This is a genomic window from Sphingomonas panacis, from assembly GCF_001717955.1.
In the GTDB taxonomy this organism is placed as follows: domain Bacteria; phylum Pseudomonadota; class Alphaproteobacteria; order Sphingomonadales; family Sphingomonadaceae; genus Sphingomonas; species Sphingomonas panacis.
Genome location: NZ_CP014169.1, coordinates 194,795 through 221,015 on the forward strand (window position 1 = coordinate 194,795; position 26,221 = coordinate 221,015).

General features: G+C 61.3%; 20 protein-coding genes and 1 pseudogene. 15 read left to right on the forward strand and 6 right to left on the reverse strand.

The annotated features are described in order from the left end of the window. Positions 1–26: 26 nt before the first annotated feature. Positions 27–725, reverse strand: a complete 699-nt coding sequence (locus J0A91_RS24140) for an IclR family transcriptional regulator (RefSeq protein ID WP_169833236.1) — start codon at positions 723–725, stop codon at positions 27–29. A gap of 290 nt (positions 726–1,015) precedes the next feature. Here J0A91_RS24140 and J0A91_RS24145 point away from each other — a divergent pair, with 290 nt between their 5' ends. From J0A91_RS24145 to J0A91_RS24165, 5 genes are read left to right on the forward strand one after another with little or no spacing between them, the layout of a single operon-like run. Then, positions 1,016–1,510 (forward strand): MaoC family dehydratase, encoded by a 495-nt coding sequence (locus tag J0A91_RS24145; RefSeq protein ID WP_083225058.1) that lies wholly within the window; start codon positions 1,016–1,018, stop codon positions 1,508–1,510. Then, positions 1,510–1,998 carry a MaoC family dehydratase gene (locus J0A91_RS24150; RefSeq protein ID WP_069207752.1) on the forward strand — a complete coding sequence of 163 codons (489 nt, stop codon included), beginning with the start codon at positions 1,510–1,512 and terminating at the stop codon, positions 1,996–1,998. Before J0A91_RS24145 ends, J0A91_RS24150 begins: the two co-directional genes overlap by 1 nt. After that, a complete protein-coding gene (locus J0A91_RS24155; protein ID WP_069207753.1) occupies positions 1,995–3,221 on the forward strand; it encodes a CaiB/BaiF CoA transferase family protein in 1,227 nt (408 codons plus the stop codon). The genes J0A91_RS24150 and J0A91_RS24155 overlap by 4 nt, the downstream gene beginning before the upstream one ends. 14 nt (positions 3,222–3,235) lie before the next feature. Further along, positions 3,236–4,144 (forward strand): HpcH/HpaI aldolase/citrate lyase family protein, encoded by a 909-nt coding sequence (locus tag J0A91_RS24160; protein ID WP_069207754.1) that lies wholly within the window; start codon positions 3,236–3,238, stop codon positions 4,142–4,144. A 2-nt stretch (positions 4,145–4,146) separates the two neighbouring features. After that, the gene (locus tag J0A91_RS24165; protein ID WP_069207755.1) at positions 4,147–4,932 is read left to right on the forward strand and encodes an IclR family transcriptional regulator; all 786 of its coding nucleotides are present in this window, start codon (positions 4,147–4,149) and stop codon (positions 4,930–4,932) included. Between the two features lie 38 nt (positions 4,933–4,970). Here the strand turns inward: J0A91_RS24165 and J0A91_RS24170 are convergent, their stop codons facing one another. Together J0A91_RS24170 and J0A91_RS24175 are read right to left on the reverse strand one after the other, a co-directional pair. After that, positions 4,971–5,759 (reverse strand): IclR family transcriptional regulator, encoded by a 789-nt coding sequence (locus tag J0A91_RS24170; protein WP_169833237.1) that lies wholly within the window; start codon positions 5,757–5,759, stop codon positions 4,971–4,973. Positions 5,760–5,788: 29 nt separating this feature from the next. Beyond that, entirely contained in the window at positions 5,789–6,679 is an 891-nt protein-coding gene (locus J0A91_RS24175) for an alpha/beta hydrolase (RefSeq protein ID WP_169833238.1), read from the reverse strand. 210 nt (positions 6,680–6,889) lie between these two features. On the opposite strand from J0A91_RS24175, the gene J0A91_RS24180 reads away from it, so the two are divergent. From J0A91_RS24180 to J0A91_RS24190, 3 genes are all read left to right on the forward strand, one after another. Further along, positions 6,890–8,806: a flavin-containing monooxygenase gene (locus tag J0A91_RS24180; protein WP_338056998.1), complete on the forward strand. Its 1,917-nt coding sequence runs from the start codon at positions 6,890–6,892 to the stop codon at positions 8,804–8,806. A 179-nt stretch (positions 8,807–8,985) separates the two neighbouring features. After that, positions 8,986–10,191 (forward strand): acyl-CoA dehydrogenase family protein, encoded by a 1,206-nt coding sequence (locus J0A91_RS24185; RefSeq protein WP_069207758.1) that lies wholly within the window; start codon positions 8,986–8,988, stop codon positions 10,189–10,191. 80 nt (positions 10,192–10,271) lie between these two features. Beyond that, positions 10,272–11,129 (forward strand): HpcH/HpaI aldolase/citrate lyase family protein, encoded by an 858-nt coding sequence (locus tag J0A91_RS24190; RefSeq protein ID WP_420852842.1) that lies wholly within the window; start codon positions 10,272–10,274, stop codon positions 11,127–11,129. Between the two features lie 151 nt (positions 11,130–11,280). On the opposite strand, the gene J0A91_RS24195 is transcribed toward J0A91_RS24190, so the two are convergent. Next, complete coding sequence (locus J0A91_RS24195) at positions 11,281–13,728, reverse strand: TonB-dependent receptor (protein WP_069207760.1); 2,448 nt, start codon at positions 13,726–13,728, stop codon at positions 11,281–11,283. Between the two features lie 243 nt (positions 13,729–13,971). On the opposite strand from J0A91_RS24195, the gene J0A91_RS24200 reads away from it, so the two are divergent. The 7 genes from J0A91_RS24200 to J0A91_RS24230 all read left to right on the forward strand — a co-directional run bounded on the left by J0A91_RS24200 (position 13,972) and on the right by J0A91_RS24230 (position 24,185). Beyond that, positions 13,972–15,555, forward strand: coding sequence for a GMC family oxidoreductase (locus tag J0A91_RS24200; protein WP_069207761.1), 1,584 nt, complete (start codon positions 13,972–13,974; stop codon positions 15,553–15,555). A 98-nt stretch (positions 15,556–15,653) separates the two neighbouring features. Further along, positions 15,654–16,706 carry an alcohol dehydrogenase catalytic domain-containing protein gene (locus tag J0A91_RS24205; RefSeq protein WP_069207762.1) on the forward strand — a complete coding sequence of 351 codons (1,053 nt, stop codon included), beginning with the start codon at positions 15,654–15,656 and terminating at the stop codon, positions 16,704–16,706. A gap of 137 nt (positions 16,707–16,843) precedes the next feature. After that, positions 16,844–18,904, forward strand: a complete 2,061-nt coding sequence (locus tag J0A91_RS24210; RefSeq protein ID WP_069207763.1) for a 3-hydroxyacyl-CoA dehydrogenase NAD-binding domain-containing protein — start codon at positions 16,844–16,846, stop codon at positions 18,902–18,904. A 24-nt stretch (positions 18,905–18,928) separates the two neighbouring features. Then, positions 18,929–20,656, forward strand: a complete 1,728-nt coding sequence (locus J0A91_RS24215; RefSeq protein ID WP_069207764.1) for an acyl-CoA dehydrogenase family protein — start codon at positions 18,929–18,931, stop codon at positions 20,654–20,656. After that, positions 20,653–21,546 carry an SDR family NAD(P)-dependent oxidoreductase gene (locus J0A91_RS24220; RefSeq protein WP_069207765.1) on the forward strand — a complete coding sequence of 298 codons (894 nt, stop codon included), beginning with the start codon at positions 20,653–20,655 and terminating at the stop codon, positions 21,544–21,546. Before J0A91_RS24215 ends, J0A91_RS24220 begins: the two co-directional genes overlap by 4 nt. Positions 21,547–21,550: 4 nt before the next feature. Beyond that, positions 21,551–22,729 carry a beta-ketothiolase BktB gene (bktB, locus tag J0A91_RS24225; protein WP_069207766.1) on the forward strand — a complete coding sequence of 393 codons (1,179 nt, stop codon included), beginning with the start codon at positions 21,551–21,553 and terminating at the stop codon, positions 22,727–22,729. 49 nt (positions 22,730–22,778) lie between these two features. Next, positions 22,779–24,185, forward strand: a complete 1,407-nt coding sequence (locus tag J0A91_RS24230) for an aldehyde dehydrogenase family protein (protein WP_069207880.1) — start codon at positions 22,779–22,781, stop codon at positions 24,183–24,185. Between the two features lie 164 nt (positions 24,186–24,349). Here J0A91_RS24230 and J0A91_RS25300 read toward each other — a convergent pair. Next, positions 24,350–24,541 (reverse strand): annotated as a pseudogene (locus tag J0A91_RS25300) (DUF2000 family protein); the annotation flags it as partial. Positions 24,542–24,709: 168 nt separating this feature from the next. Further along, positions 24,710–26,086 carry an IS1182 family transposase gene (locus J0A91_RS24235; protein WP_069207767.1) on the reverse strand — a complete coding sequence of 459 codons (1,377 nt, stop codon included), beginning with the start codon at positions 26,084–26,086 and terminating at the stop codon, positions 24,710–24,712. Positions 26,087–26,221: the final 135 nt, after the last annotated feature.

Below are 26,221 nucleotides of genomic sequence, written 5' to 3' on the forward strand. Positions count from 1 at the left end.
TGCCTCGGCTCATTGCTTCCCATGGGTCAGGCTGCGGCTCGGCCCGACGCTGTGATGGTGTCGGCGCTGACCATGGACGCCGCGTGCACGACGGCAGCCGTCGCGTCATCGAATATTCGGTAGAAAATCGAGCGCGGTGCGGTGATCGAGACAGCTGCAATGGCAATGCCGTCGGGATCGAGCACGGGAGCGCTTGCGCAGCAGGCTTCCTCAAGGATTTCGCCATCGTCGACGGCATAGCCTCGCGCCCGGATCTCGGCGATTTGTTCGTGGAACACGCCAGCGTTTGGTGTCGATTTCCGGGTCAGGATCTCGAAGGTTGCCTCTTCCAGATATTTCTCGAGCTCCCAGGTCGGGCGGAAAGCGAGTATCGCCTTGCCTATGCCTGTATTGTGCGCCGGCAGCGGCGTGCCGGCTTTCAATTCGATCCGGAACGTTTCAGGCGATGGGATCGAGTCGGCATAAATGACCGAGCCGCCCGCCAACGTGCCGAGGTTCACTGTCTCCGCAAACCGTCTTGCCAGTGTCGCTAGATGGGGCTTGGCGACATCGATCAACGATATCCGGGGCCGGATGCTGTCGGCAATCGCGACGAACTTCACACTGAGGCGATACTTCTTGGTTTCGGCGATCCAGTCACCGGCAACGAGCTTCATGAACAGGGCACGATCCAGCCCGCGATCATTGCGATAGTCGACTTCCTCCGGTGTTGCCTGGTGGCGCAACGGTCGCAAGCTTCTGCAGTCGTCGTGCCGCTCCCCCCGCTTGCCACACCCGGTTATCGTGGTGGCCCAGCAACAGGTGGGCAATCGCGCGCAATCACGATGTCGCTGGACCGGAACTGCTGTACACAAAGCGAGATTGATCGGCATCGTCGGGCCCAATTCCCAAGGAGGCAATTACGGCGACGGCACGCCATTGCATATGCAATGCTTCCCGGTTCGACGCCGGGCAAGGGTTGTGGCCAGTGCGGCTAAACGGCACGAACGCCCGGAAGATAAATCGGGAGCGGGCGGTGACTCAGCACATTCGGCAGCGTGCCAAGCTCTGGCCGAAAGGGCGATTGTTCGAAGACTTCGAAGTTGGTAAAACGTTCGCGCATCATTGGGGGCGCACGATCACGGAGAGCGAAACGTTATTGTTCACGACGCTTACGCTGTCTTATAATCCTCTATACTTCAATCGTGCGTTCGCAAATGCGCACGGACATCCCGACATCGTGGTCAACCCGCAGCTGATATTCAACACTGTGCTGGGATTGAGCGTCGAGGATTGCAGTGAAATCGGCGGTCCGTTTCTCGGGGTTTACGGTCTCAAATATCATCGTCAGGTTTACCCTGGCGTTACGATAACGGCGTCTAGCAAGACGACCGAAGCTCGCATTTCCAGCAGCAATCCTGCGAACGGTATCGTCACGTGGGAGAGCGAGGGTCTGGACGAAAACGGGGAGGTCGTCGTTAGCTTTCGTCGATCCAATTTGATCCGTTTGCGTGCGGCGGGAGAGGCGTGATGGGCCGGCTGTCGACTCTCACTGGCACGAGCAATTACTTCGAAGACTTCGAGGTTGGCATGGCGATCCGCCATGCGCGTGGCAAGACGCTCAGCAACCTTGAAAATGTCCTCATCTGCAACATGGTGATGAACACGGCGCAAGGTCATTTCAACGCGCATGCGATGCGCGACATGGCGTTCGGCGGAGGACAGATCGTCAGTTACGGCGGAGTCAACTTTTCGCTGGTTCTCGGTCTTGCGGCGCAGGATTGCATCGAAAACGCTTTGGCAGAACTTGGCCTCGACAACATCAAGCTCTCGCGGCCGGTTACGCACGGCGACACGCTTTATGCGTATAGCGAGGTACTGGAGACCGGGCCCGCGGAGCGCGAGGATGCCGGTATCGTGACCTTCCGCCACTACGGCTTCAATCAGGATGACGAACAGATCGCACAGATTGACCGCACCGCCCTTCTGAAGCGCAAGAGCCATTGGGCCGACCGATGAGTACGCAGACCCCGTTCGGCGCGTTGAGCGATATCAAGATTATCGATCTCACACAGATGATGGCCGGGCCTTATGGCAGTATGATCCTTGCGGATCATGGTGCGCGGGTCATCAAGATCGAGGCGCCAACGGGCGATATCACCCGCGCTGCGACAGGGCAGCTTCAGGGCGGCCGCGAGCTTGGCGGCTATTTCCAGAGCATCGATCGCAACAAGGAAAGCGTGGTCCTTGATCTGAAGACGCACGGCGGCCGTCAGGCTTTGCTCGCGATGGTTCGCGATGCTGACGCGGTCATGGAGAATTTTCGCGCAGGAGTGATGGATCGGCTCGGGATCGGCTGGGACGTGCTGCGCGAGGTCAATCCGCGGCTGGTCTATGGATCGCTGCGAGGGTTTGGTGATCCGCGAGGCGGCACTAGCCCCTATCAGGATTGGCCGGCATACGATGTTGTTGCGCAGGCCATGGGCGGAATTATGGCAATCACGGGTCCCGACCCCGTCACGCCGACCAAGGTGGGCCCGGGCGTGGGGGACATTATACCCGGGATGATGTTGGCCTTCGGCGTGTTGGCAGCCATCCACCATGCGCGCCGAACCGGGTGCGGCCAGTTCGTGGATGTTGCGATGGTCGACGCCATCCTTTCGGTAAGCGAGCGCATGGTATGGCAACATTCTGTCGACGGAAGCGTGCCGGGGCCCGAGGGCAATCATCATCCGTTCCTGTGCCCCTTCGGCATGTTTCCAACGAGTGACGGTTTCATCACCGTTGCGGCGCAGCAGGACGCGTTCTTCAAGATTCTTGTCGAGCAACTCGGCGCAGATCAAATCGCGGCAAATCCGCGATTTGCGTCGCAAGACCTGCGAACGTTCAACCGGCGCGATCTCGTGGCCGCTCTCAGTGCCGCGACGGCCCGGTTCACGAAAGCGGAACTCGTCGATCTGCTTGGCGGACGTATTCCGTTCGGCCCGGTCATGAATATTGCCGATATCGAAGGCGACCCGCACTTCGCATCGCGTGATATGATCGTTTCGGTCGACGAACCGGGGCAAACGCCGCTTCGTGTTGCCGGCGTTCCGATCAAGATGACTGAAACTCCGGGCGCGGTTCACAGGCGCGCCCCATTTCTCGGCGAGCATACCCGCGATCGCTTGCGAGAGGCGGGGCTTTCCGATGACGAAATTCAGCTTCTCATCGATCGCAGGGAAGCGATCGCCCGTAATTAAGGAGGACGATAACAATGACCTCGATACGCCGTGCGCGTCGTTCGCAACTGTCGGTGCCAGGTTCGAGCGAGAAAATGCTCGCCAAAGCGGCCGGCTCACAGGCCGACCACGTGTTCTGCGACCTTGAAGACGCGGTCGCGCCATCGGTTAAGGTCGAGGCTCGCCAGAAGATCGTTCACGCTCTCAACTCGCTCGACTGGGGCCGAAAGACCCGCTGCGTGCGCATCAATGACGTCTCCACCGAATGGTGCCACGGCGACATCATCGAGATCGTCGAGGGGGCCGGCCGCAACCTCGATACAATCATGCTCACCAAGCCATATGGTGCGGCTGACGTTCTCTTCCTGGACCGGATGCTCACCCAGCTCGAGAAGAAACTGGGGCTTGAGCGTCGCATCGGCATCGAGGTGTTGATCGAGGAGGTGCAGGCGCTGCAGAATGTGGAGGAGATCGCGACCTGCAGCGATCGGATGGAATGCCTGGTTTTCGGAATGGGCGACTATTCGGGTTCGCAAGGCATCGATACGAAGTCGATCGGTTCTGACAGCGATTACCCGGGCGACCTGTTCCATTATGCTCGCTGGCGCATCACCATGGCGGCGCGAGCAGCGAAGATCGATGCCATCGATGGCCCTTATGCCGACTTCGGCGATGAGGAGGGATATCGGCGCGAGGCAGTGCGCGCTCGCTGCCTTGGCATGGTCGGCAAATGGGCGATCCATCCATCGCAAATAGCCCCCGCGCTTGACGTGTTCAGCCCGAGCAACGCTGAGATTGCGAACGCGCGCAAGCAGGAGGAAGCGTACCGGGCGGCCGAGGCGCGAGGTCTGGGTGCGGCTCAGGTCGATGGCGTTATGATCGATGTTGCCGTTCTTCGCCTTACTCGTAATGTGCTGGATCGCGCGGAATTGTATGGGATGTAGATATGCGCTCCATCAAGTCGGCGGAACGCACGCTCGCGCTTTTTGAGCTGTTTACGAAGCGCCAGCGGCCGCTGAGCGTCGGCCGAATTGCTGCCGAGCTCAACATCCCGCAACCCAGCACGTCGATGCTGCTCTCCAACCTGCTGCAGCTTGGCTATATCAGTTACGACCGGTTCGCGCGGACGTACACGCCCACTATCCGGGTGGCGCTCTTGGGAGGGTGGATCAATCATCGGTTCGATCAAGCTGGCGGGTTGACCGCGCGGTTGAAAGATCTCCAGCGTCGCGTTGACGAGACGGTCTTCATCGGCATTCAGAACGGTGCTCACGCCCAGTATATTTTCAACCTGCCGCGCGACAAACCGAACGGGATGCAGGTCGTGAATGGCCATGTAAAACTGCTCACGGGGTCGGCGGTGGGAAGGGCGCTGCTGTCACTTAAATCCGATCAGGAAATCCTAAAGCTGACTCATCGCTGCAACGCGGAGGCGGGAGAAGCGAGGTTGCGGGTGGTCCCGAGCGACTTCCTCGCGATCGTCACGACCGTGCGAGAACGGGGTTATGCGCAAACCCGGGGTGACATCACTCCAGACTTTGGGGCATTTGCCGTCACGGTCGACGCTCCGCATGAGCTTGTTCCGATCGCGGTCGGCGTCGGGTTGCCCATCGACCGCATAGAGCAGAAGCGTGACGTCGTGATCGAGGCCCTTGCAGAGCTGAAGGGCGTGTTCGCGGAATACATCGCGCCAGAAGCTGGAGAATCGCAAGACAGCGACACCGCAGCGTGAACTGGGCAAGCCGGCACGCGCCGAAGGCGCTGACGAGGTCAGTTAGCAAGTGCCAACTGGGGGGCGCCTTGATACCCGAGCTCGCGCGATACACGCAGCGCCGCTCTGCTGAGGGTATGAACGAGTGGCTCGATCTCCTCGTTGGGCAGATGCTCAAGAGTGCCACCAGCGGAAACGGTCGCTACCAAGCGGCCGTTTTGGCTACGTATCCCAGTAGCAACGTGGCGCATGTTGTAGGCGAGCTCTTCCGTTTCCGTTGCAAAGCCACGGTTCCGCGTGGCCGCGACCTCCGTCACATACGCGTTCGGTTCCGTAATCGTGTTTGCGGTGAAGGGATCCATACCCTGACGCTGAAGCAGCGCCAGCAATGCGTCCTCGTCGATTTCGGTAGCAAGCATCTTGCCTGGCGCGGAGGCATGTACTGGTACGACCGCAAAGAGGCTGACGTCGCGGTGGCTCGACGCGGTGGCGCGAGATCGCATCACGATGATGCGGCCTCGCTCGAGCCTGCTGAGGCTGAAATAGAGTTTGGACCGGCTCGCCATTTCGTCGAGAATGGGCATGGTCAATCGATCGATTTCCCGACGGTCAAGCGCATCCGCACCCAAGGCGGTCAGGCCAAGGCCGAGATAGCAGCGGCCGGTTTCAGGATCCTGATGCACGAGGCCACCGCTTGCCAAAGTCGCAATCAGCCGAGACACGGCACTGGTCGACATCTCAAGCCGCATGGCAAGGTCACTGACCCGTAAGGGCCGCCGGACCTCGGAAAGCGCATCCAGGATCGCCATAGCCTTGCGCACCGACTTGATGGGAAAGTCTTCCGTCATGATAGTGATACTCATTTCTTCGACGTGCGTCAGCCGAGCTTGGCCTGCATGAACCTACCGATCTTTTCGATTGCTTCGACCCCCTCGGGAAGCACGTCGGCGAAAAAGGGCCAGATGTGGATCATGTCCTCCCACACGTCGAGTTCGACATCGACGCCGGCGCGTTCGGCCTTGTCTGCGATGCCTGCGGCATCGTCGAACAGCATCTCACTGGTTCCGACCATCACAAGCGTCGGCGGGAGGCCATGCAGGTCGGCGTACAGGGGAGAGGCCAACGGCGTCTTGGGATCGGTCTGGCCAAGATAGCGCGCCGCATGCGCGGTGGTTGCCTCGAGATTTACGATTGGGTCGAGGTGAGCGCGTTCCCGGACCGAGGCACCTTCACGCGCAAGGTCTGTCGACGGTGAAATGGCGACGATGGCGCCGGCACACGGAAGGCCCTGCTCGCGTGCCAGTGCGGCTGTCGCGAACGCAAGCCCGCCCCCGGCTGAGTCGCCGGCAAGCACGACATGTTCGGCTGCCACATAATTTTCTATCAGCCAGCGATACGCCGCCACGCAGTCTTCGACTGCGGCCGGGAACGGATGTTCCGGAGCGAGCCTGTATTCGACGGACAGGGCGCGCATCCCTGCCGCTCGCGACAGTCGGCCGACGAAGCTGCGGTAGCTGGCGACCGATCCGATACTGTAGCCGCCGCCGTGAAAATACAGGATCACGCGATCGTGCCGGACGTCGGGCGCGTCGGTCCACTCGACGGGAACGGTGTCGGCGATTTCGGCTGAAAATACGATATCGGCCGCCGGTTTGAAGCTCGCCGTGAAGGCGTTCCAATTTGCGCGCAGGTCATCGACGGTTGGGGCGTCGAGCCGAGGCGCGGCACGAATCGCGGCCACAAGGTTTTCAAACTCCGGCGAAACCACATTCTCTCTCCTAGAATCGCAAACAGCGTGCATAATACGGGAAGGGGATCCCCAAATCCGGCCATTGCCGATATTACATTTGCGATGATCCTTGGGGAGAGATTGTCCGCTCTGCCCGTCCTGCATAGAAATGCACTAAGGTTGCCTAATACGCAACAGCGTCCCTTAACGAGCGGCGTGCCGCGACCGGGTGCCGTGCGATGCGAGAGGATGAAGATGGTCGAAGATATTGCAAAAGCCGTTTTGCTCCGTCTGGCCGATGCGGAGGGGCTCAATCCTGATCTGCTCAAAGACAGGTACGTTGCAGAACGAAACCGGCGGATCGTGCCGACCGGCAATGGTCAATACACCCCGACGGTGGAAGGCGCCTTTGCCAATTTTGGCAGGGATCCCTGGGCCGATCCCAATTTTCAGCGCGATGCTGTCCTGGGACATTCCGAAGTCATCGTGGCCGGCGCCGGCTTTGGCGGTCTGGTGAGCGCTGCCCGGCTGCGCGAGGCGGGATGTAACGATATTCGCGTCATCGACGAGGCCGGCGATTTCGGCGGCACCTGGTACTGGAACCGATATCCGGGCGCGATGTGCGACATTGAGGCGCACATCTATCTGCCGTTGATCGAGGAACTGGGCTACGCGCCAAAGCATCGATATTCCTATGCGCCCGAGATGCTCGATGTCAGCCAGCGGGCCGGCCGGCACTATGGACTTTACGAACAAGCCTTGTTCCAGACGAGCATCCTGGACGTACGTTGGCTGGAAAGCGAAAAGCACTGGCTGGTCGAGACCAACCGAGGCGATCGGCTGACCTGCGACATCCTGGTGATGGCGTGCGGTCGACAGAGCTTGCCGAAGCTTCCAGGCATTCCCGGGATCGACCGCTTCAAGGGGCACGCATTCCATTCGAGCCGCTGGGATTATGCCTATACGGGTGGCGACTTCCATGGCGGAATGACCGGATTGGCAGACAAGCGGGTCGCCGTGATCGGCACCGGCGCCACCGCCATTCAGCTGATCCCCGAAGTGGCCAAGGACGCCAAGGAACTGCTGGTATTCCAGCGTACCCCGTCCTCGGTCGGCGTGCGGGCCAACCGTGACACTCCGCCGGATTATGCTGACAGGAGTCGACCCGGTTGGCAGCGCGAGCGGCGATACAATTTTCAGTCGATAATCTCGAACATTCCTCAGGACCAGGATCTGGTCGGTGATGGCTGGACCGATTTCACGCGGAAGATCAAACCGCCCACGCCTATCGAACTCGCGGAACAGCTTGGTCGCCAGCCGACCCCTGAGGAGCTGAAGCTCGTCGCGGAAATCTTCGACTACCGCGTGATGAACGAATTGCGCGGGCGCATCGACGACATCGTTGCCGATCCGGAAACGGCTGAACTTCTGAAGCCTTGGTATCGGTGGTTCTGCAAGCGTCCGTGTTTCCACGACGGTTACCTCGAGACATTCAACCGGCTCAATGTGCGCCTGATCGATACCGGTGGTCTCGGCGTCGAGCGCATCAGCGAGACAGGCATCGTCGTCGACGGCGTCGAGTATCCGATCGATTGCCTGATCTTCGCGACCGGATTCGAGGCAAACATCTCCTACAAGCGACTGACCGGCTTCGAAGTCTATGGTCGAGGTGGACTTGCGCTAGGTGACCATTGGACCGGTGGCGTTCGGACGCTGCATGGCATGATGACGGACGGCTTTCCGAATCTGTTCATGGTCGGTGGAAATCAGCAGACTACAGCCGCGGTAAATGCCGTGCACCTTATCGATGAGCAAGCCGAGCACGTCGCGTATATCTACCGTCGTTTCAAGGAACTTGGCCTCAGGCAAATCGAGCCGACGAGCGATGCGGTAGACGATTATGTGCATATCATCCGCTCCTCGCCGGCCAACGCCGCCTTGGTGGATTTCTACAAGGACTGCACACCCGGCTACTACAACGCCGAAGGCAAGGCGACGCGCAGCGAGGACATCTTTTTCGGGGGCCGTTATGGCGATGGCCCTATCCCTTTTTTCCGCATGTTGCAGGCTTGGCGGGCGACAGGTCAGATGGAGGGTCTGACGCTGGGCGATTATACGGGCGAGCATGTCGGCTCTGGCGACTACGTGTCGAACATCATCAGCTGAAAGAGGCTGCGCTGCAAGAACGGGGGTGGCAACGCCGCCTAGGCTCTGCATTGGAATAGAGCTCCAAGGCTCCGGCTGTCGCGATAGTAAACCATCGCATGTGTAATTGCGACGGCCGTTGTCGCTGTCGAAATTTTCGGCGATCCACTTCTGGCGGCCCCGCATCGGAAAAGAGTAAAATGACCGATATCAATACGGAGACAACGCTTTACCTCACGGAAGAGCGACTGATGATGCGGGATCTGGCCCGCGAGTTCACCCTCAACGAAGTCTTGCCGATTGCAAACCAACTCGATCCGATCAAGGGCGACATACCGAGGTCGCTGATCGACAAGATGGGAGAGCTCGGCTTTTTCGGCATCATGATTCCGGCAGAGTTGGGCGGGCTCGGGCTTGGAGCGTTCGAATATTGTCTGGTCGCGGAAGAGCTCGCACGCGGCTGGATGAGCGTCTCGAGCATCATTGCTCGTGGCAATGGTCTTTACAAGTCCATTCCCGGCGATGAGGAGGAGCGCGCAGAGAAAACCAAGCTCATGGCAGCAGGCCAGTACCTGGGGGCAGCAGCCTTGTCCGAACCGAGCACGGGGTCCGATCTCTCAGGTGTGAACTGTCGGGCTCGCAGGGACGGCGATGACTGGGTGATCACCGGAAACAAATACTGGTGCACCTTTGCTGATGGCGCCGACTTCATCAACGTGCTCTGTCGGCTTGATGGCGCGGAGGTTTCTGAGGGTGGGCGAACGCCGACCGTGACAATCGCGGTCGAAAAGCCACGTGGTGTATTGCCGGACGGCGTGACGGGCAGCCCGATCCCGAAGATCGGCTATTTCGGCTGGAAGACCTGGGAGCTGCATTTCGACGCGGTTCGCGTCCCCTACCGGCCGCCGGTTTCGGACGCGGAAACCGGGCGCGGCTTCCAGGCGACTGCCGAATTGCTGGGTGTCGCCCGCGCGCACACAGCCGCACGCTCCATTGGCCTTGCACGCGGTGCGCTCGAAGACGCTGTGGCCTATGCCCGCGAACGCGTGCAGTTTGGACAGCCCATTTCAGATTTTCAGGCGATCCGCTTCAAAATTGCAACGATGGCCACGGAGATCGAGGCGGCCCGCCAATTGATGTACTATGTCTGCAGCCAGATTGATGCGGGTCGCGATGCGCGAACCGAAATCTCCATGGTCAAGCTTTTCGCCGCGGAGATGTCGGAGCGCGTTACCAGCGAGGCTCTGCAGATCCTGGGTGGAGCAGGATACACGACGCACTTTGCTGTCGAGCGGTACTGGCGGGATGCGCGCCTCACGAAGATCTTCGAAGGCACGTCGGAAATTCAGCAGCGGATTGTCGCCGACATCCTGCTTGGGAAGCCGACGCGACGCGGTTCGAACTGATACGGCACCCGGCGCGGCCTGCTCGTTAGGGTTGCGCGGTCGGGTGCGCGCAATTTCCGTGAACGAATAGGGGAATGCTGATGAGTCAGAAGCCGCGCCGCAGTGCGCTCTACATGCCCGCATCGAACGCGCGTGCGATCGAGAAGGCCCGGACACTCGAGGTCGATGTCGTCATCCTCGATCTGGAAGACGCGACCGCGCCGGATGCGAAGGACGCGGCGCGGAAGCAGGCCGTGGCCGAGATTGCCAAGGGTGGCTTTGGCGAGCGCGAGGTGGTCCTGCGTGTAAACGCGCTCGATACCGTATGGGGTGCTGAAGACCTGGCAGTTGCTGCCGGATGCGGCGCGGACGCCGTGTTGCTACCCAAAGTCTCCGGTCCCAAGGCATTGGCCGAGGCCCGGGCAGCGTTGGGCGATTCCGGTGCCGATCTTTGGGCAATGATCGAGACGGTTCGCGGCATCGTGGATCTGCGCGCTATCGCCGAGGCGGCCGAGAAATACAGGCTGGTGACGCTCGTAGCCGGGACGAACGATTTGGCTAAAGAGCTTCGCTGCCGCCCCGGCAGCGACCGGGCGCCGCTCCTGGGTGCGCTTGGCGAGATCGTACTCGCAGCGCGCCTGACGGGCTTGGTTGCGATCGACGGCGTCTGCAATACCTTGACCGACGCGGACGTTGTCCGGGCCGAATGCGAACAGGGGCTGCGGTGGGGTTTCGACGGCAAGACGCTGATCCATCCGGCTCAGGTTGCGGTGGCGAACAGGGTCTTTACGCCAAGCGACACGGAGATTGCCTGGTCGAAGCAGATTCTCGACGCCTTTGAGCAACCCGACAATGCCGGAAAAGGGGCACTCCAGCTTGGAGGGCAGATGGTCGAGTTGCTGCATCTCGATGAAGCGCGCCGGATTTTGTCTATCGCGCAGGCGTGCGGCGTCGCCTAGTCCCCGATCACACGCCCGAAAGATGAAAAGAATGCCCCGCGACGGATGACCGTCGCGGGGCATTTTAGCTGCGCATGCTCCTGCCCCAGCCAAGCCGTTGCAGCGTCATTTGCCAGCGGCCGCTGCCGCCGCCGACCGACGCTCGATTGGCTCAGAAATTATATCCCAGCCGGACGCCGTAGGTAATCGGCATTGCGGCGTATCGATTCACGGTGTTCGTGGTCGTGACGACGTTAGTCCAATAGTATTTGTTGGTGAGATTCTTGCCGTAAATCGCGATGTTGAGCTTGTTGTCCATCAGCGACAGGCCAATATCGCCGTCAAGGACGCCATACGCATCGATTTGGCTAAGCGATCGGCCGGCGGGGATGGCGACGGCGGGATTGGACTCGCCGCCAACAACGGTAACCGCCTTGGTCCGGTAGTTGAATTGCAGTCCAGCGGTCAGTTTTACCCCGTCCGAGATGGGGCGAGTGATGCGCGGCGAAATAGCAAACTGCCATTTCGGCGAGAAGGGGACGGCTGTCCCAGCGAAATCGCCGGCCAGACCGGCGCCGTTGATGCCCGAAAACTCGTCGATCGTCGCATCGAGGTAGGTCACGGCGCCTGAAAGGCTGAGTCCGCCGCCAAAATTGAGCGTTGCGTCTGCGTCGACACCGCGAACGCTCGATTTCGGAATATTCTGCAAAACGTCTAGGATGCCGAAATTGGCATCGGCGACTTTGGAGCGCAGCTGTTTATTTTTATAGTCGTAGTAGAAGCCGGCGGCATTGATCTGCAGCAATCGGTTGAACATCGTTGCCTTGATGCCGCCTTCGATCGCAAGAACTGATTCCTGCTTTACCGGCAAGTACGAACGGAACGAAGAGCTCGAGACCAGCGGGAATGAGCCGGCTTTGTAGCCCTTCGACACATTCATATAGAGAAGAACGCCCGGATCGACTTTCCAGTCGACACCGGCTCGCCACGAGACATTGTGTTCGTGCAGCGTATCAACATAGGGACCGGGCGCACCGGCGGCGACGCCGTTGATCGCTCTGCCCTGATCGTTGATTGGGAAGCATTTGCCGGCCGTGTAGGGGCCGTACGCGCCGCCCAGCAGGCGCGTGTAGAAGAACGCGCCAGCATCGGTAGGCAGATCGGTGATCGATTGGTTGCAGGTGTAGCCGTCATTCTTGCTGTCGGTGTATCGCACGCCGCCCTTGATGGTCACGTTCGAGACGACGTCAGCCTCGACGTTTCCGAAAAAAGCGTAATTCAGGATGTCCTGATTGGTGGTGAACCGGGCACCATTGATGAAATATCCGGTGCCGAGGAAGATCGCATAGACCGAGCTCGATTGCGGAGTGATCACCTGCGCGGTCTGGCGCACATCGCTCTTCTCGAGATTTCCGCCGACGACCCATCGGATCGGCTGGTTGCGGGCGTTTGAGAAGCGTAATTCCTGGGTGAATGATTTTGCCGTCCCGCGATCAATATCGAGGTCGAGCGCCGAGAGCGGCAATCCGTCCTGATCGGTGCGCTGATTCTGGCTGTACGTCACATAATTGGTGATCGACGTCAGTTTGACTGCGTCGCTAAGCGTTTTGTCTACGCGCAAAGTGGCCTGAACCTGTGAATTGCGTGCGAAGGGAAGGCCCTGCTTCCAGTCGGCGGCGCGCGCCACCTCGGGCGAGAAAGGCGATGCACGCAGGGTCGGATCGATGAGCGCTCCGGCCACCTGCAAAGCGATATACTGCGTGGCCTGCGGCTGACTGTGGTCGATCCAGCCGTTGACGTTTAACTGTATATCGAGTCCGTCGTTGGGGTTATAGCGCAGAATGCCGCGGCCCATCGCGTTGAGGCGCCTGCCATTCTGGTCATTCGGCCGGCTGTTGCTAATCTGCCAGGCGTCGGCGCGTTCGAACCGGCCGGCAACGCGGAACGTCAGATTTTCGCTGATCGGGCCCGTGTAGAAAGCCTCGGCATTGACCTCATTGAAGCGACCATATGAAATCGTTGCGGAGCCGCGGGGCTGATCGCTGGGCTTGCCCGCGATGTAGTTGATGGCGCCACCGGTGGCGTTGGATCCGAATAAAGTGCCCTGCGGGCCTTTGAGAACCTCGATCCGCTCGAGATCGTAAGCCGAGTGCTTTGACATGACTGGAAAGGGCAGCGGGGCCTCGTCGCTGTAAACAGTGACCGCCGGATACGCACCCATCGATGTATCGTAGAACCCGACGCCGCGCAGCGTATAAACCGGCGTGTTGTTCGCACTGTTGGTATAGGACAGGCCGGGAATCGCATTGGCGATGTCCTCAAGGCTGCTGATCTGGCGTTGTTTCAGTTCGTCCGCGCCAAGAACGCTGACGGTGAGGCCAACGTCGCTCAGGCGCTGAACGCGCTTGTTGGCGGTTACAACGATATCGGCAACTGTGTTGTCCGGATTCGTGGCCGGCGAAGCGGGCGCCGGCGCCTCCGGGGTCGATTGTACGCTTTGTTGGTCAGTCTGAGCCGCCGCCTGCTCCGCTGGCGATGCCGTCGATGCAATGGCTGAGTGCGACGACGTTGCGAGCAGCAACACCGCGGCAACTTTGGAAACATTCTTGACGGTATTCATAATATCCTCCCCCTCGTATTTTGTCTAAGAACTGCGACGGGGCCGCATTTAGGTCAACCGCGTCCGAGGGAGGTTTCGGGCCTTATTACATGTGCAATGGATGGTGCTAATCGAGCCGCAAAGAGAGACAGGCACTCTAATCCACGACTAATAGTTCGCTAACTGAGCGGTCTGGTAATCGAGCATGATTGCCAGATCCAAGAAAGGTGCCCGTGCGCCAAATTTACTGGTGGGGATGTCTTAATGGGCGTGAATTATGACTACATCATCGTAGGGGCTGGCTCTGCCGGCTGCGTCCTGGCGGAACGTCTCTCGCAGGGGAGCGAGCGCGTGCTTCTCATTGAAGCCGGCGGCCGCCCGATGCATCCGATGTTGCACATTCCGGCCGGGTACTCGTACAACCTAGGGCCGCGTCCCTACAATTGGGGGTACGAGACCGAGGCAGAGCCGGTTCTGGGCGGTCGAAAGATCAAATGGCCTCGCGGCAAAGTGCTCGGTGGATCTTCCGCCATCAACGGCATGATCAATGTCATCGGTCAGCGGGAAGACTATGATCACTGGCGCCAGCTTGGCAATGAAGGCTGGGCCTGGGACGACGTCTCCCCGTATTTCCGTCGGCTTGAGCGTTTCCCAGAAGGCGGTGCCGATCGAGGCAAGACCGGTCGGCTTGGCATCACCCCCATGGCGCCACATCCGATTTCGGAGGCCTTTATCGGCGCCCTCGATAGTCTTGGCACGAAGCTGACCGACACCAATTCCGGTGATCAGGAAGGCTGCACATATGTGGAATCGACCGTGTTCAAGGGCGTTCGGCAATCGACGGCGAAAGCCTATCTCGAGCCAGCGCGGAAGCGTCCGAACCTCAGCATCATGACCGATGCCCTCGTCGAGCGCATCGTGTTCGACGGGAATCGCGCAACCGGTGTCGTGGTGCGGCGGGACGATCGCGTCGAGACTGTCGCAACGAAAGGCGAGGTGATCGTCAGCGCTGGTGCGGTCAACAGTCCGCAGCTCCTTGAACTGTCAGGTATCGGCCATTCCGAGACGCTTGTTGCCGCTGGCATAAAAGTCTTTCACGACCTGGCCGGTGTCGGCGAGAACCTGCAGGATCATTATGCGGCGTTCGTCTCGTATCGGGTAGCTGGCGCGAAGACGGTCAATGAGCTCTCTCGCGGCCTCCCGCTGGTGGGGCAAGTGCTTCGCTTCGCCTTTCTTCGCAAAGGCCTTCTGACTTCGGCGCCGGCGCATGTGCTCGCCTATATCCGCACGCGTTCGAACCTTGCCTCACCCGACATTCAGTTGGCGATGATGCCTGCGACGCTCGATCCGCAAACCAACGCGCTGGAACGGGAAGCCGGAATGACCTGTGTGGCCTACCAACTCAGGCCGGACAGCCGGGGCTCCATCCACGTCACTTCGGCGGATCCGAGCAAGCCGCCGCGTATCATCGCCAATTATCTGAAAGAGGCAGGCGATCAGCAGACCATCGTCGAAGGCATAAAGGCGATCCGCACGATCATCGGGCAGCCGCCACTGGACCCATTCCGGAGACAAGAGCTGACTCCAGGCGCTGCGCGGCAGTCCGACGCCGATTTGCTCGCATTCGCGCGCGAGACCGGGTCCACGCTCTACCATCCTGCCGGAACCTGCAAAATGGGGAACGACGATGCCGCAGTCGTGGACGCGCGCCTCCGCGTTCGCGGCCTGCGCAACCTTCGCGTCGTCGACGCGAGCGTTATGCCGGTTATCATCTCGGGCAACACCAACACTCCGACGATCATGATCGCGGAAAAAGCTGCAGACATGATCCTTGCGGATGCGCGCTGAGCAGACCGACGGGTCGGTAGCGACGAAGAGGTTCACGACGAAAGGAACTGCCGGCCGCGAAAATTCGCTCGGCTGTCGGTTGTTGTAGGAGAAGTCTGATGAAAGCGATTGTATATCACGGTGTCGGGGATGTTCGGTTTGAATCTGTTCCCGATCCCGTGCTGCCCTCCTCGAAGGGCGCGATCGTGCACATCACGACCTGCGGTATTTGCGGCAGTGACCTGCATCCCTATCATGTAAATCCTGGTCTTGGATCGTTCTGCATTGGCCATGAGGCGGTCGGGACGGTCGCGGCGGTCGGATCCGACGTCCGCAACTTCAAGGTCGGAGATCGCGTTCTGGTGGCCGCGTCGGCCGGGTGCGGCGAGTGCGCGCGCTGCGAGCGCGGAGAGGTCATCCTGTGTGAGCGCTCGACGATCGGTCGTGCCTTTGGCCAGGGCCTCCCAGATCTGAGCGGTTGCCAGGCAGAAGGGGTTGCCGTGCCGGCCGCGGATCGCAACCTCTGGCCACTGCCGGAGGAATTCTCCGACGACGTCGGCATCATGCTGACCGACAACCTCTCGACGGCCTGGTACTGCGCGCGCGGTGCCAAGGTCAAACCCGGTGACACCGTCGCCGTTATCGGGCTTGGCTCGGTGGGCTTGAGCTGCGTTATGGCAGCAAAGGCGATGGGCGCGGCGAGGGTTTTCGCAATCGACCTACTCGCCGATCGGCGTGCCGCCGCCGCCGCTTTGGGCGCAGAACCGATCGACGTCGAAGACGTCCGTGCCGCCGTCTTGGAGATGACCGACGGTGCCGGCGTCGACGCCGCTCTCGATGCGAGCGGCGGGCGCATCACTACGCCGTTGGCGGTGAGCCTCGCGCGGCGCGGTGGAAGCGTCTCGGTCGTTGGTGTCACCGAGCAACCCGCGTTCGAGTTCCCCGTGCTCGAGTGTCTGCGCAAGAACTTGACATTCGTGACAGGCGTTTGTTCGGTTCAGGCTCAGTTGCCCGAGATCGTGTCGGCGTTGAAGAGCGGAAAGCTCTCGGCCGACCATATGGAGTCGCTCGTGACGCATCGTATTCCCCTCTCTGAGGCGCGAGATGCGTACAAGGTGTTCGACGAGAGGCCGGAAGGCTTGAAAAAGATCCTGCTCACACCGTCGGGCTGATCGAACTTGTTGATAACGCCTATTTCGAAGTAACTATGTCATTGCGTATGCAATAGCTTCTCAAGCCACTTGAAGCGTTGCCTGGCGCTGCCAATACTGTTTGCGATAGTGGCATCGATCAGGACTGGAGAAGTTTTTTGCACGTCGACCGGACAGTTCAACAACGGGTGGCGATCATTCGTTTCACGTCCCCCCCGGTGAACGCCCTGTCCATTGCAAATGGTCTCGTTGCCGGTCTGGCAGCGGAGATCGATCAGGTGAATGCGCTGGAAAATATCGACGCGATCGTACTCGCGGGATCCGCAGGCACCTTCAGTGCCGGTGCGGACATCAAAGAGTTCGATCATGATCGATCCCGGCTCGATGTATCGCGCGCGTTGTTCGAACGTGTTGCTGCGAGCCGCTACCCGGTCGTGGCTGCGATTGACGGCACGTGTCTCGGCGGCGGCTTTGAACTGGCGCTGGCTTGCACCTGGCGGGTCGGGACTGCCAGCGCCCGCATAGGTCTGCCCGAGGTCACGCTCGGCCTGCTGCCCGGCGGCGGTGGCACCCAGCGATTGCCGCGTCTGATCGAGCCGGGTGCCGCACTGGACCTTATGCTCACCGGCACGATTCTCGATGCGGATAAGGCGGCACGGGTCGGCATCCTTGATGCGATTATCGCCGGCGACGTCATCGCGGGCGCCATCGAATGGCTTCAGACCAGCGGCGCTCAACCTCACCGCGAGGTGTCAGCGACCAGCAAAATCGCCGCTGCCGTGCACGCGCGTGGTGATGTGCGTGGCGTTGCGCAGCGGGCGATCCTGGCCTGTGTGGAGGCAGCGGGAACGCTTCCGCTTGCCGAAGGGCTGGCGATCGAAGCCCGCTTATTCGACGGATTGCTCGACAGTCCGGAATCTCTTGCGCGTCGGTATGCCTTCGCCGCGCGGCGGATCGCCGCACGTCCTCCGCTGGGCGTGGACGGCATCGCACATCCGCTTCAATCGGTCTTGATCCTAGGTGCTGGGACGATGGGGATCGGCATTGCGACAGCGATGATCAACGCCGGCATCGACACCCAGCTTTTCGACCCCCTCGACGGGGCACTTGATCGCGGGCAGCGCACGATCGCTTCGACGCTGGAACGTGAGGTCACCAAACAGCGCCTATCTGCGAACGAGCGCGATGTGCGTCTTGCGAGGCTTGGGATGGTGACCGACCTGGAGGCGGCTCGTCCAGCAGATCTGTATATCGAGGCGGTCTTCGAAGACCTGTCCGTCAAAAAGGATGTCTTTGAAACCCTTGATCGCTTGGCGCCTGAGGGTGCGCTGCTCGCCAGTAACACGTCCACGCTGAACCTCGACGTCATCGCGGGCTTCACGAAGCGGCCGGCCGATGTTGTTGGCCTGCATTTCTTCAGCCCGGCCAACATCATGCCGCTGCTCGAAGTAGTGCGCGGGGCTAAGACATCGCCAGCCACTGTGGCGACCGCCATGGCGTTTGCGAAACGTATTCGCAAACAGGGGGTCGTCTCAGGAGTCTGCGACGGCTTCATCGGAAACCGTATGTTCGAGGAGTATTTGCGGCAGAGCTATTTCCTGCTGGAAGAGGGCGCTCTGCCGCAGCAGATCGACCAAGCCTTGGAACGGTGGGGCATGGCGATGGGGCCGTGCCGCGTCCTCGATCTCGCAGGACAGGATATCGGTTGGAGCGTTCGCAAGCGCCGCGCCTTGGAGCAGCCCGATCGGCCCTATTCCCGTATCCCAGACATGCTTTGCGAGATGGGCCGATTCGGACAGAAATGCGGTGCAGGCTTTTATCGGTATTCGAATGGTCGCACCGCCGAGCCGGATCCCGAAATCGACGCGCTGATTGTCGCCCATTCCGCCGCGATCGGCGTAACCCGTCGCGCGATCTCGGAGGAGGAGATCGTCGAGCGTTGTATTTACGCCCTCATCAACGAAGGCGCGCGCATTCTCGATGAGGGGATAGCATACCGCCCTTCAGACATCGATGTCGTCTATCTCGATGGTTATGGGTTTCCCGCCGATCGCGGCGGTCCGATGTATGAGGCGGACCGCGTCGGCCTGCCCGCGGTGGTCTCGCGAATGCGGGCATTTGCCCAACTGCGCCAAGGCTGGGCCTGGCAGCCGGCACCGCTTCTCCTTGAATTGATCGAGCAACGCGGAAATTTCAGCGCGCTCAATGCTTCGGCGTAGTCGCTTGGCTGTGAGGAATGACCGATGAGTGATGCTTTGATCGTGCGGCGAGACGTCAGTTTCCTGCTCTTCGACTGGCTCGACTTGGGGAAACACCATGATCGCGCAACGATCGACAGTGTGCTCGACCTTTCCGAGAAGCTTGCCGAACAGGCCTTCCTTCCGCACTACAAGGGTGCGGATGTGCACGAGCCGCAGCTCAAGGATGGCCAGGTCTCGATATATCCGCCGATCGGCGGGGCGCTTCGCGAATATGCAAATCTCGGGCTCTTTGCCGCCGGCTTTCCCGAGGACATCGGTGGCCTTGCGTTACCCAGCGCCGCTTGCTGGGCGAGTTACGCGTATTTCGCGGCGGCGAACATTGCCATTGCCGGGTATGCGATGCTCACCGTCGCCAATGCGCGCCTTATCGCCACTTTCGGATCTCCCAACCAGATTGAGCAATTTGCGCAGCCCGAGATCGAGGGCAGGTGGTTCGGGACGATGTGCTTGTCCGAGCCGCAGGCCGGTTCAAGCCTTGCCGATGTGCGCACGCGGGCCGAGCCAGACGGATCGGACGATCTCGGGGCGCGATACCGGCTGACCGGTAACAAGATGTGGATTTCCGGCGGCGACCAGGATGCGAGCGAGAACATCGTACACCTCGTTCTTGCCAAGGTGCCCGGTGCCGATGGCAGCTTGCCTGCCGGCACCGAGGGGCTCTCGCTCTTCATCGTTCCAAAAACGCTTCCCGACGGCTCGCGCAACGACATCAGCGTCGCCGGGCTCAACCACAAAATGGGCTTCCGCGGGACTGCGAACTGCCTGCTGAACTTTGGCGAGAAGGACGGCGCAATCGGTTGGCTCGTTGGAGAGCCGGGACGCGGACTGCGACAGATGTTCCAGATGATGAACGAGGCGCGGATCGGCGTCGGCGTCGGCGCTGCAGCGCTCGCTTATCGTAGCTATCGGCTGTCCGTGGCCTATGCCGGAGAGCGTTTGCAAGGACGCGAGATCGGCACGCGGACGGGCGACCCCATCGCAATTATCCGCCACCCCGACGTGAAGCGAATGCTGCTTTCGCAGAAAGTCTATGCGGAAGGCGCGCTGGCGCTCTGCCTGCTTTGTGCATCACTGGTGGATAATGAGGCGGACGCTGAAGCGCGCGAGTTGCTCGCCTTGCTCACACCGGTCGCGAAGACTTGGTCATCAGAATACGGGTTGGCCGCGAACGATCTCGCGATTCAGATACATGGCGGATACGGCTATACAAGGGATTTCGACGTCGAGCAGCTCTGGCGCGACAATCGGCTAAACCCAATTCACGAGGGGACTACCGGCATCCAGGCAATTGATCTACTTGGCCGCAAGGTCCTTAACGACGATGGCGCAGGCTTGGCGTCACTCGAGGCGCGGATTGCGCGGACGGTCGGACGCACGGTCGGAACCGACCGTGAGGTCTATGCCCAACAGCTCGTTCGACTCTCGGGCCAGATCGCCACGTGCATCGAGGCATTGCGTCAGCATCACGCCCCGCTGGCCAACGCGACCACGTTTCTATCCGCCTTCGGTCACGTCGTCGTCGCTCTTCTCTGGCTGGAGCAGGCAAATGCGGCATCCGCCCTCGAGGGAGAAGACGCTTTCGCTGCGGGCAAGCGTCGAGCGTGCCGCTTCTTCTACGAATACGAGGTGCCGCGGGTCGATGCCTGGCTCGCCATCGTGCGATCCGGAACCGATGTCGCGGGCAACGCTCCACTGGAGACCTTTATATGAGCGGCGCAATCGATCTTCACGGACGTGTGGCAATCGTAACCGGAGCAGGCCGGGGTCTCGGACACTCCCACGCCCGCGCGCTGGCGGCTCGTGGCGCAAGCGTCGTGGTGAGCGACCTTGATCTCGTTGCAGCCGAGGCAGTCTGCGCGGACATCACTGCCGGCGGCGGGGACGCCATGGCCTGTGGTGCCAACGTCACAGACGTTGCCGCAGTCGAGGCGATGTGCGCGGCCGTCAAGTCTCGCTGCGGTCGGATCGACATTCTCGTCAACAATGCCGGCATTGTGCGCGACAAGAGCTTCGCGAAGATGGATCTGGCGGCATTCTCGTTGGTACTCGATGTCCATCTGCGCGGTGCCGCAATCTGCACGATGGCGGTCTGGCCCATCATGCGAGCCCAAAAGTATGGACGCGTGATTTTTACGACCTCTCCGGCAGGCCTCTACGGCAATTTTGGTCAGGCGAACTACGCAGCGGCCAAGATGGGTCTGGTCGGGCTCATGCAGACGCTCTCCATCGAGGGTCTTCGTGACGATATTCGCGTCAACTGTCTAAGCCCGGTTGCAGCAACAGCGATGACCGACGCGGTGTTTTCCGCTGAGGATCTGGCGTTGCTGGATCCCGCTCTGGTCTCCCCGGCGGTGGTCGCCCTTGCGAGCCAGGATGCCCCGACGCGGGCTATCGTCACGGCGGGGGCAGGCTGTTTCGGAACCGCTCACGTGACCATGTCGCCGTTGACCTATCTCGGCGATGCCGATGACGCGGCCGAGCTGGTGCTGTCGTGTGTGAAGGCGGACGCCTCGGCGCATGACACGACTCCGTCGAGCGCCGAGGCGCAATGGCTCGCTGCCCTGCCGCTCGCGCGATCTTCTCAAACCGAACAGGCCTGACATCATGGACCCTATCTATATTACCTCGGCAAAGCGCACTGCGATCGGCACATTCGGTGGCAGTCTGAAGGATAAGTCACCGAGCGAGCTGGCGGCGCTGTGCGTCAAGGCTCTCCTGATCGAGAGCGGCATCCCGATCGATGCTGTTGGACATAGCGTGTTCGGCCAGGTTCTGCCGACGTCACCGCGAGACGCCTATATCGCGCGCATCGCGGCGGTCGAGGCCGGGCTGCCGCACGAAGTGCCGGCACTGACCGTCAACCGCTTATGCGGATCGGGCCTTCAAGCCATCGTGACCGCCGCCCAGATGCTGATGCTCGGCGACGCGTCGGTCGCGGTCGCCGGGGGCGCCGAGGTCATGAGTGCGGTGCCGTATCACGCGCCGACCGAGCGCTGGGGGAAGCGCATGGGCGATGCTCGCCTGGTCGACGCCTTGGAGCGTGCCCTGGACGATCCGTTCGGCGGTGGCGCGATGGGGGTAACCGCCGAGAATATCGCCGAACGGTACGGCGTCTCGCGCGATCGTCAGGACAGATATGCGCTCGAAAGCCAGCGCCGCGCCGCCAAGGCGCTAGCAGAGGGTTATTTCACCGATCAGATCGTGCCGGTCGAGGTCCAGCGCGGCCGCTCGGTCGAGGCCTTCAGAGTCGATGAGCATGTTCGCGGCGAGACCACCATCGAGCAACTCGCCAAACTCCGGACGCTTTTCAAGCAGGATGGAAGCGTGACGGCGGGCAACGCCTCCGGCATCAACGATGGCGCAGCCGCGATATTGCTTGCGACCGAAAGCGCGGTGACAACACACGCACTTGCCCCGCTCGCGCGCATCGTCGCTTACGGTCATGCTGGGGTTGATCCCAACTTTATGGGGATTGGTCCGGTGCCGGCATCGCGCATCGCTCTTGGCAAGGCCGGCTTGTCGGTCGATGACATGGACGTGATCGAGTCGAACGAGGCATTCGCAGCCCAGGCCTGCGCCGTTGCCGACCAACTGGGTTTCCCCGCCGAACGCGTCAATCCCAATGGCAGCGGAATCTCGCTCGGGCATCCGGTTGGTGCCACCGGCGCCATCATCCTGACGAAGCTGGTACATGAACTGCGCCGGCAAAACGGCCGCTACGGGCTCGCAACCATGTGCATCGGCGGCGGTCAGGGCATCGCGCTGGTGGTGGAGCGGGTCTGAGGCGCGCGCCCAGATAACAACTGCCGCAGGTTTCTTCTTGGAGGTCATCGTGTCGAACGAATTCAAATTGTTGATCAACGGTGCCCTTGTCGGGGCCGCAAACTCCACCCCGGTTCTGAATCCGGCGACACAAGAGGTCGTCGGGCTTGCGCCACGGGCATCGGTCGAACAACTCGAAGACGCGATCGGCGCAGCCAAAGCCGCCTTCCCGGGTTGGGCCGCGACGCCGCTCGACGAGCGGCGGAAGGTGCTTGTTCGGATCGCGGATGCGATCGACGCGGAGGCTGATACGCTGGCGGAACTCCTAACGCGGGAGCAGGGGAAGCCGCTGCCTGATGCGCGCGCCGAGGTGGGCGGGACGGCGTACTTCTTCCGGTATTTCGCTGCGGTCGAACTCGAGGACCGTACAGCGACGACGGCGAGTGGCCGCACCGCCGATATCAGCCGGGTGCCGCTGGGAGTAGTGGCAGCCATCGTGCCGTGGAACTTCCCGCTGAACTTGATGGCTGCGAAGGTTCCGCCGGCGCTACTGGCAGGGAATACTGTTCTTCTCAAACCGGCGCCGAGTACGCCGCTTTCGACGCTGGAAATCGGAAGGATCATCAAGGATATCTTGCCGCCGGGCGTGCTCAACATCATTGCCGACGAAAACGACCTGGGTGAGCGTATCACCGGACATCCGGACATCCGCAAGGTGAGCTTCACCGGCTCAACGCAGACCGGTCGCAGAGTAATGCGCAGCGCTGCGGAAACGATCAAGCGGATCACGTTGGAGCTCGGCGGAAACGACCCTGCGATCGTGTTGTCTGATGCGGACCCCGTCGCGGCCGCCGAGGGCATCTTCCAGTGCGCCTTTGCGAATAACGGCCAAGTCTGCCTCGCGATCAAGCGCGTGTACGTGCAGGACAGTATTTACGACGTGTTCTGCGACGCGCTGGCCTCCAAGGCGGATGCTGCAAACGTCGGCAATGGCCTCGACGCCGGAACAGAGCTCGGGCCGCTTCAGAATAAGGCCCAGTACGAGCGGGTGCTCGATCTAATCGAAGACAGCAAGATTTCCGGCAAGATCATCGCGGGTGGCGCGGCCATCTCCGGGGCCGGCTACTTCATCCGCCCGACAATCGTCCGCGATGTCGGGGACGGTGCGAGGATCGTGGACGAAGAACAGTTTGGGCCGATCCTGCCGGTGGTGCGCTTCGGCGACATCGACGATGCGATCGCGCGCGCCAATCGCTCGGAATATGGCCTCGGAGCGTCGGTGTGGGGCAACAATCCTGTAAAGCTTCGCGAGGTAGCCGCCCAGCTGGATGCCGGGACCGTTTGGATCAACGGCCATCTCGACATGTCGCCGAACGTGCCCTTTGCCGGAGCCAAACAATCCGGCCTCGGCGTCGAGCTCAGCGAGCAAGGCTTGCATGAATACACGCAGTTCAAGGTGATCAATTCACCCGCATAAGCTTGATCAAGGGGGGCGGGTTGTCGCTTACGTCGGGCGTATAGGCCGCGTCCTTCGCCCCAAACGGCTGCCCGCACGGTGGATAGCGGCACGAGGCCGGGATCGGCCACGACGGCCGCCCGGTTGTCGATATCGTTGAACGTCTGGAAGAGGTCGCTCCTGAAGATCGAGAAGGGTACTTCCCGGTTGCGGGCACGCTCGACCGCGCGGATCATCTCTTCGGCGCTCGCTCCGAAAATCCGGACAGGATCCTTGAACATCGGCCGATACTTGTTGCCTGACGCATCGCGGTAATCGTCGCCGACAGCGCCGTCCTGGCTCGCGACGCCGCCGATGGTGAAGGCCGCGACATTCAATCTTTGCCAGGGCTAGAGGTCCGGACGCAGTACGACCGCGATCTTCATCGGCTGGCTGTCATCTTGCGCCGCCCGCGACTCGACAATTGTGGATCGATTGTGTTGAAAAAGGCGGTTCTGGGGCGGGTAGGATGATGCCCGCGCGGCGCAGATAAGCGGCGTCGGCACTTACCGGGCTGCAACCACGTCAGGCATTGGGATAAGCTTGGCGAGCTTGCGGAAGTTCTGGGCGGTGGCGGCGAGGAGGAATTCATCCTTCGCACCGTTGGGGCCTCGCAGTCGAAGGCGCCCGAGCTTCAGGATGCGTTTGAGGTGCGCGAACAGCATCTCGACCTTCTTGCGTTGCCGGCGGGATGCGACATACGCGTCGGTGGTGGCGATATCGCGCGCCATGTCGCGAGCGCCCTCGTGGATCGAGCGCAGGATCTTGCGGGCTGGCGCGTTGGGGCAGCAACGCTGCTTCAGGGTGCAGGCGTCGCAATCGAGCTTGCTGGCGCGATACCGGGTCATGCCCTCGGCATCGACGAAGGGGCGCGCTTCCCGATAGTGCTTCTGGCGCTGCCGCAGGCGCATGCCGGCGGGGCAGACATAGCTGTCGTCGTCATGGTCGAAGATGAACTTCGCGCGCTCGAAGGTGCCGTCGTGCCGGGCTGACTTGTCGAACACCGGGATGTGCGGCTCGATGCCGCGATCCTCCACCAGCCAGGACAGGTTCCTGGCGTCACCATAGCCGGCATCCGCGGCAAGCCGCTCGGGCCACAGCCCGAAGCGCGTGTGGGAGCGCTCGATCATCCTGCGCTGGGCGGTCACCTCGGCCTGGCGGACGGCGGTGGTCGCCTCGACATCGACGATCACGGCATGGTCGAGATCGATCAGATAGTTGGTCGAATAGGCGAAGAAGGCCCGCTCGCGCGACGCCGCCGTCCACCGCGCCGCCGGATCGGTCACCGCCAGCTGCTTGGGCGGCACCGGGGTCGCGCCACCGAACGCGGCATCGTCGAGCACGGCCAGATACTCCCGTACGGCGTGGCTGGCGCTGGCGGGCGGAAGCTGTTCGGCGCGATCGACGGCGTTCTGCCGGCTGACGTCGGCCCGGATCAGGCTGGCATCGACCGCAAAGCCCTCGCCGCCCACCAGCTTCTCGGCGATGCAGCGCGCCACCGTCGTCTCGAACAGCCGCCGAAGCAAGTCGCTGTCGCGGAACCTGCCGTGCCGGTTCTTGGAGAAGGTCGAGTGGTTGGGGACGTCGCCTTCCAGCCCGAGCCGGCAGAACCAGCGATAGGCCAGGTTCACATGCACTTCCTCGCACAGCCGGCGCTCCGAGCGGATGCCCATGCAATAGCCGATGATCAGCATCCGCAGCATCAGTTCGGGATCGATCGAGGGTCGCCCTGTCTCGCTGTAGAACGGGCGCAACTGCTCGCGCAGATCCGACAGATCGACGAAGCGGTCGATAGAACGCAGCAGATGATCCCTCGGTACGTGCCGCTCCAGGCTGAAGCTGTAGAACAGCGCCTCCTGCGACACAGTTCGCTCGCCCATCATCCGCACGTCTCCCGCCGACCGGCAGAAGTGAATCAGACACTCACCTCGACTTCAAGGACGCCTTTTTCAACACAATCGGATCTATATCAGACATTCCGCGGCCTCCGCCGTTCAAGGTCGGGGTAGCGGCTGACA

Bases quoted from the DNA above. Each gene is read 5' to 3' on its own strand.
- J0A91_RS24150 (WP_069207752.1), top strand. From the start codon at position 1,510: ATGGGCCGGCTGTCGACTCTCACTGGCACGAGCAATTACTTCGAAGAC.
- J0A91_RS24155 (WP_069207753.1), top strand. From the start codon at position 1,995: ATGAGTACGCAGACCCCGTTCGGCGCGTTGAGCGATATCAAGATTATC.
- J0A91_RS24160 (WP_069207754.1), top strand. From the start codon at position 3,236: ATGACCTCGATACGCCGTGCGCGTCGTTCGCAACTGTCGGTGCCAGGT.
- J0A91_RS24165 (WP_069207755.1), top strand. From the start codon at position 4,147: ATGCGCTCCATCAAGTCGGCGGAACGCACGCTCGCGCTTTTTGAGCTG.
- J0A91_RS24170 (WP_169833237.1), bottom strand. From the start codon at position 5,759: ATGACGGAAGACTTTCCCATCAAGTCGGTGCGCAAGGCTATGGCGATC.
- J0A91_RS24180 (WP_338056998.1), top strand. From the start codon at position 6,890: ATGAAGATGGTCGAAGATATTGCAAAAGCCGTTTTGCTCCGTCTGGCC.
- J0A91_RS24185 (WP_069207758.1), top strand. From the start codon at position 8,986: ATGACCGATATCAATACGGAGACAACGCTTTACCTCACGGAAGAGCGA.
- J0A91_RS24190 (WP_420852842.1), top strand. From the start codon at position 10,272: ATGAGTCAGAAGCCGCGCCGCAGTGCGCTCTACATGCCCGCATCGAAC.
- J0A91_RS24195 (WP_069207760.1), bottom strand. From the start codon at position 13,728: ATGAATACCGTCAAGAATGTTTCCAAAGTTGCCGCGGTGTTGCTGCTC.
- J0A91_RS24200 (WP_069207761.1), top strand. From the start codon at position 13,972: ATGGGCGTGAATTATGACTACATCATCGTAGGGGCTGGCTCTGCCGGC.
- J0A91_RS24205 (WP_069207762.1), top strand. From the start codon at position 15,654: ATGAAAGCGATTGTATATCACGGTGTCGGGGATGTTCGGTTTGAATCT.
- J0A91_RS24215 (WP_069207764.1), top strand. From the start codon at position 18,929: ATGAGTGATGCTTTGATCGTGCGGCGAGACGTCAGTTTCCTGCTCTTC.
- J0A91_RS24220 (WP_069207765.1), top strand. From the start codon at position 20,653: ATGAGCGGCGCAATCGATCTTCACGGACGTGTGGCAATCGTAACCGGA.
- bktB (WP_069207766.1), top strand. From the start codon at position 21,551: ATGGACCCTATCTATATTACCTCGGCAAAGCGCACTGCGATCGGCACA.
- J0A91_RS24235 (WP_069207767.1), bottom strand. From the start codon at position 26,086: ATGATGGGCGAGCGAACTGTGTCGCAGGAGGCGCTGTTCTACAGCTTC.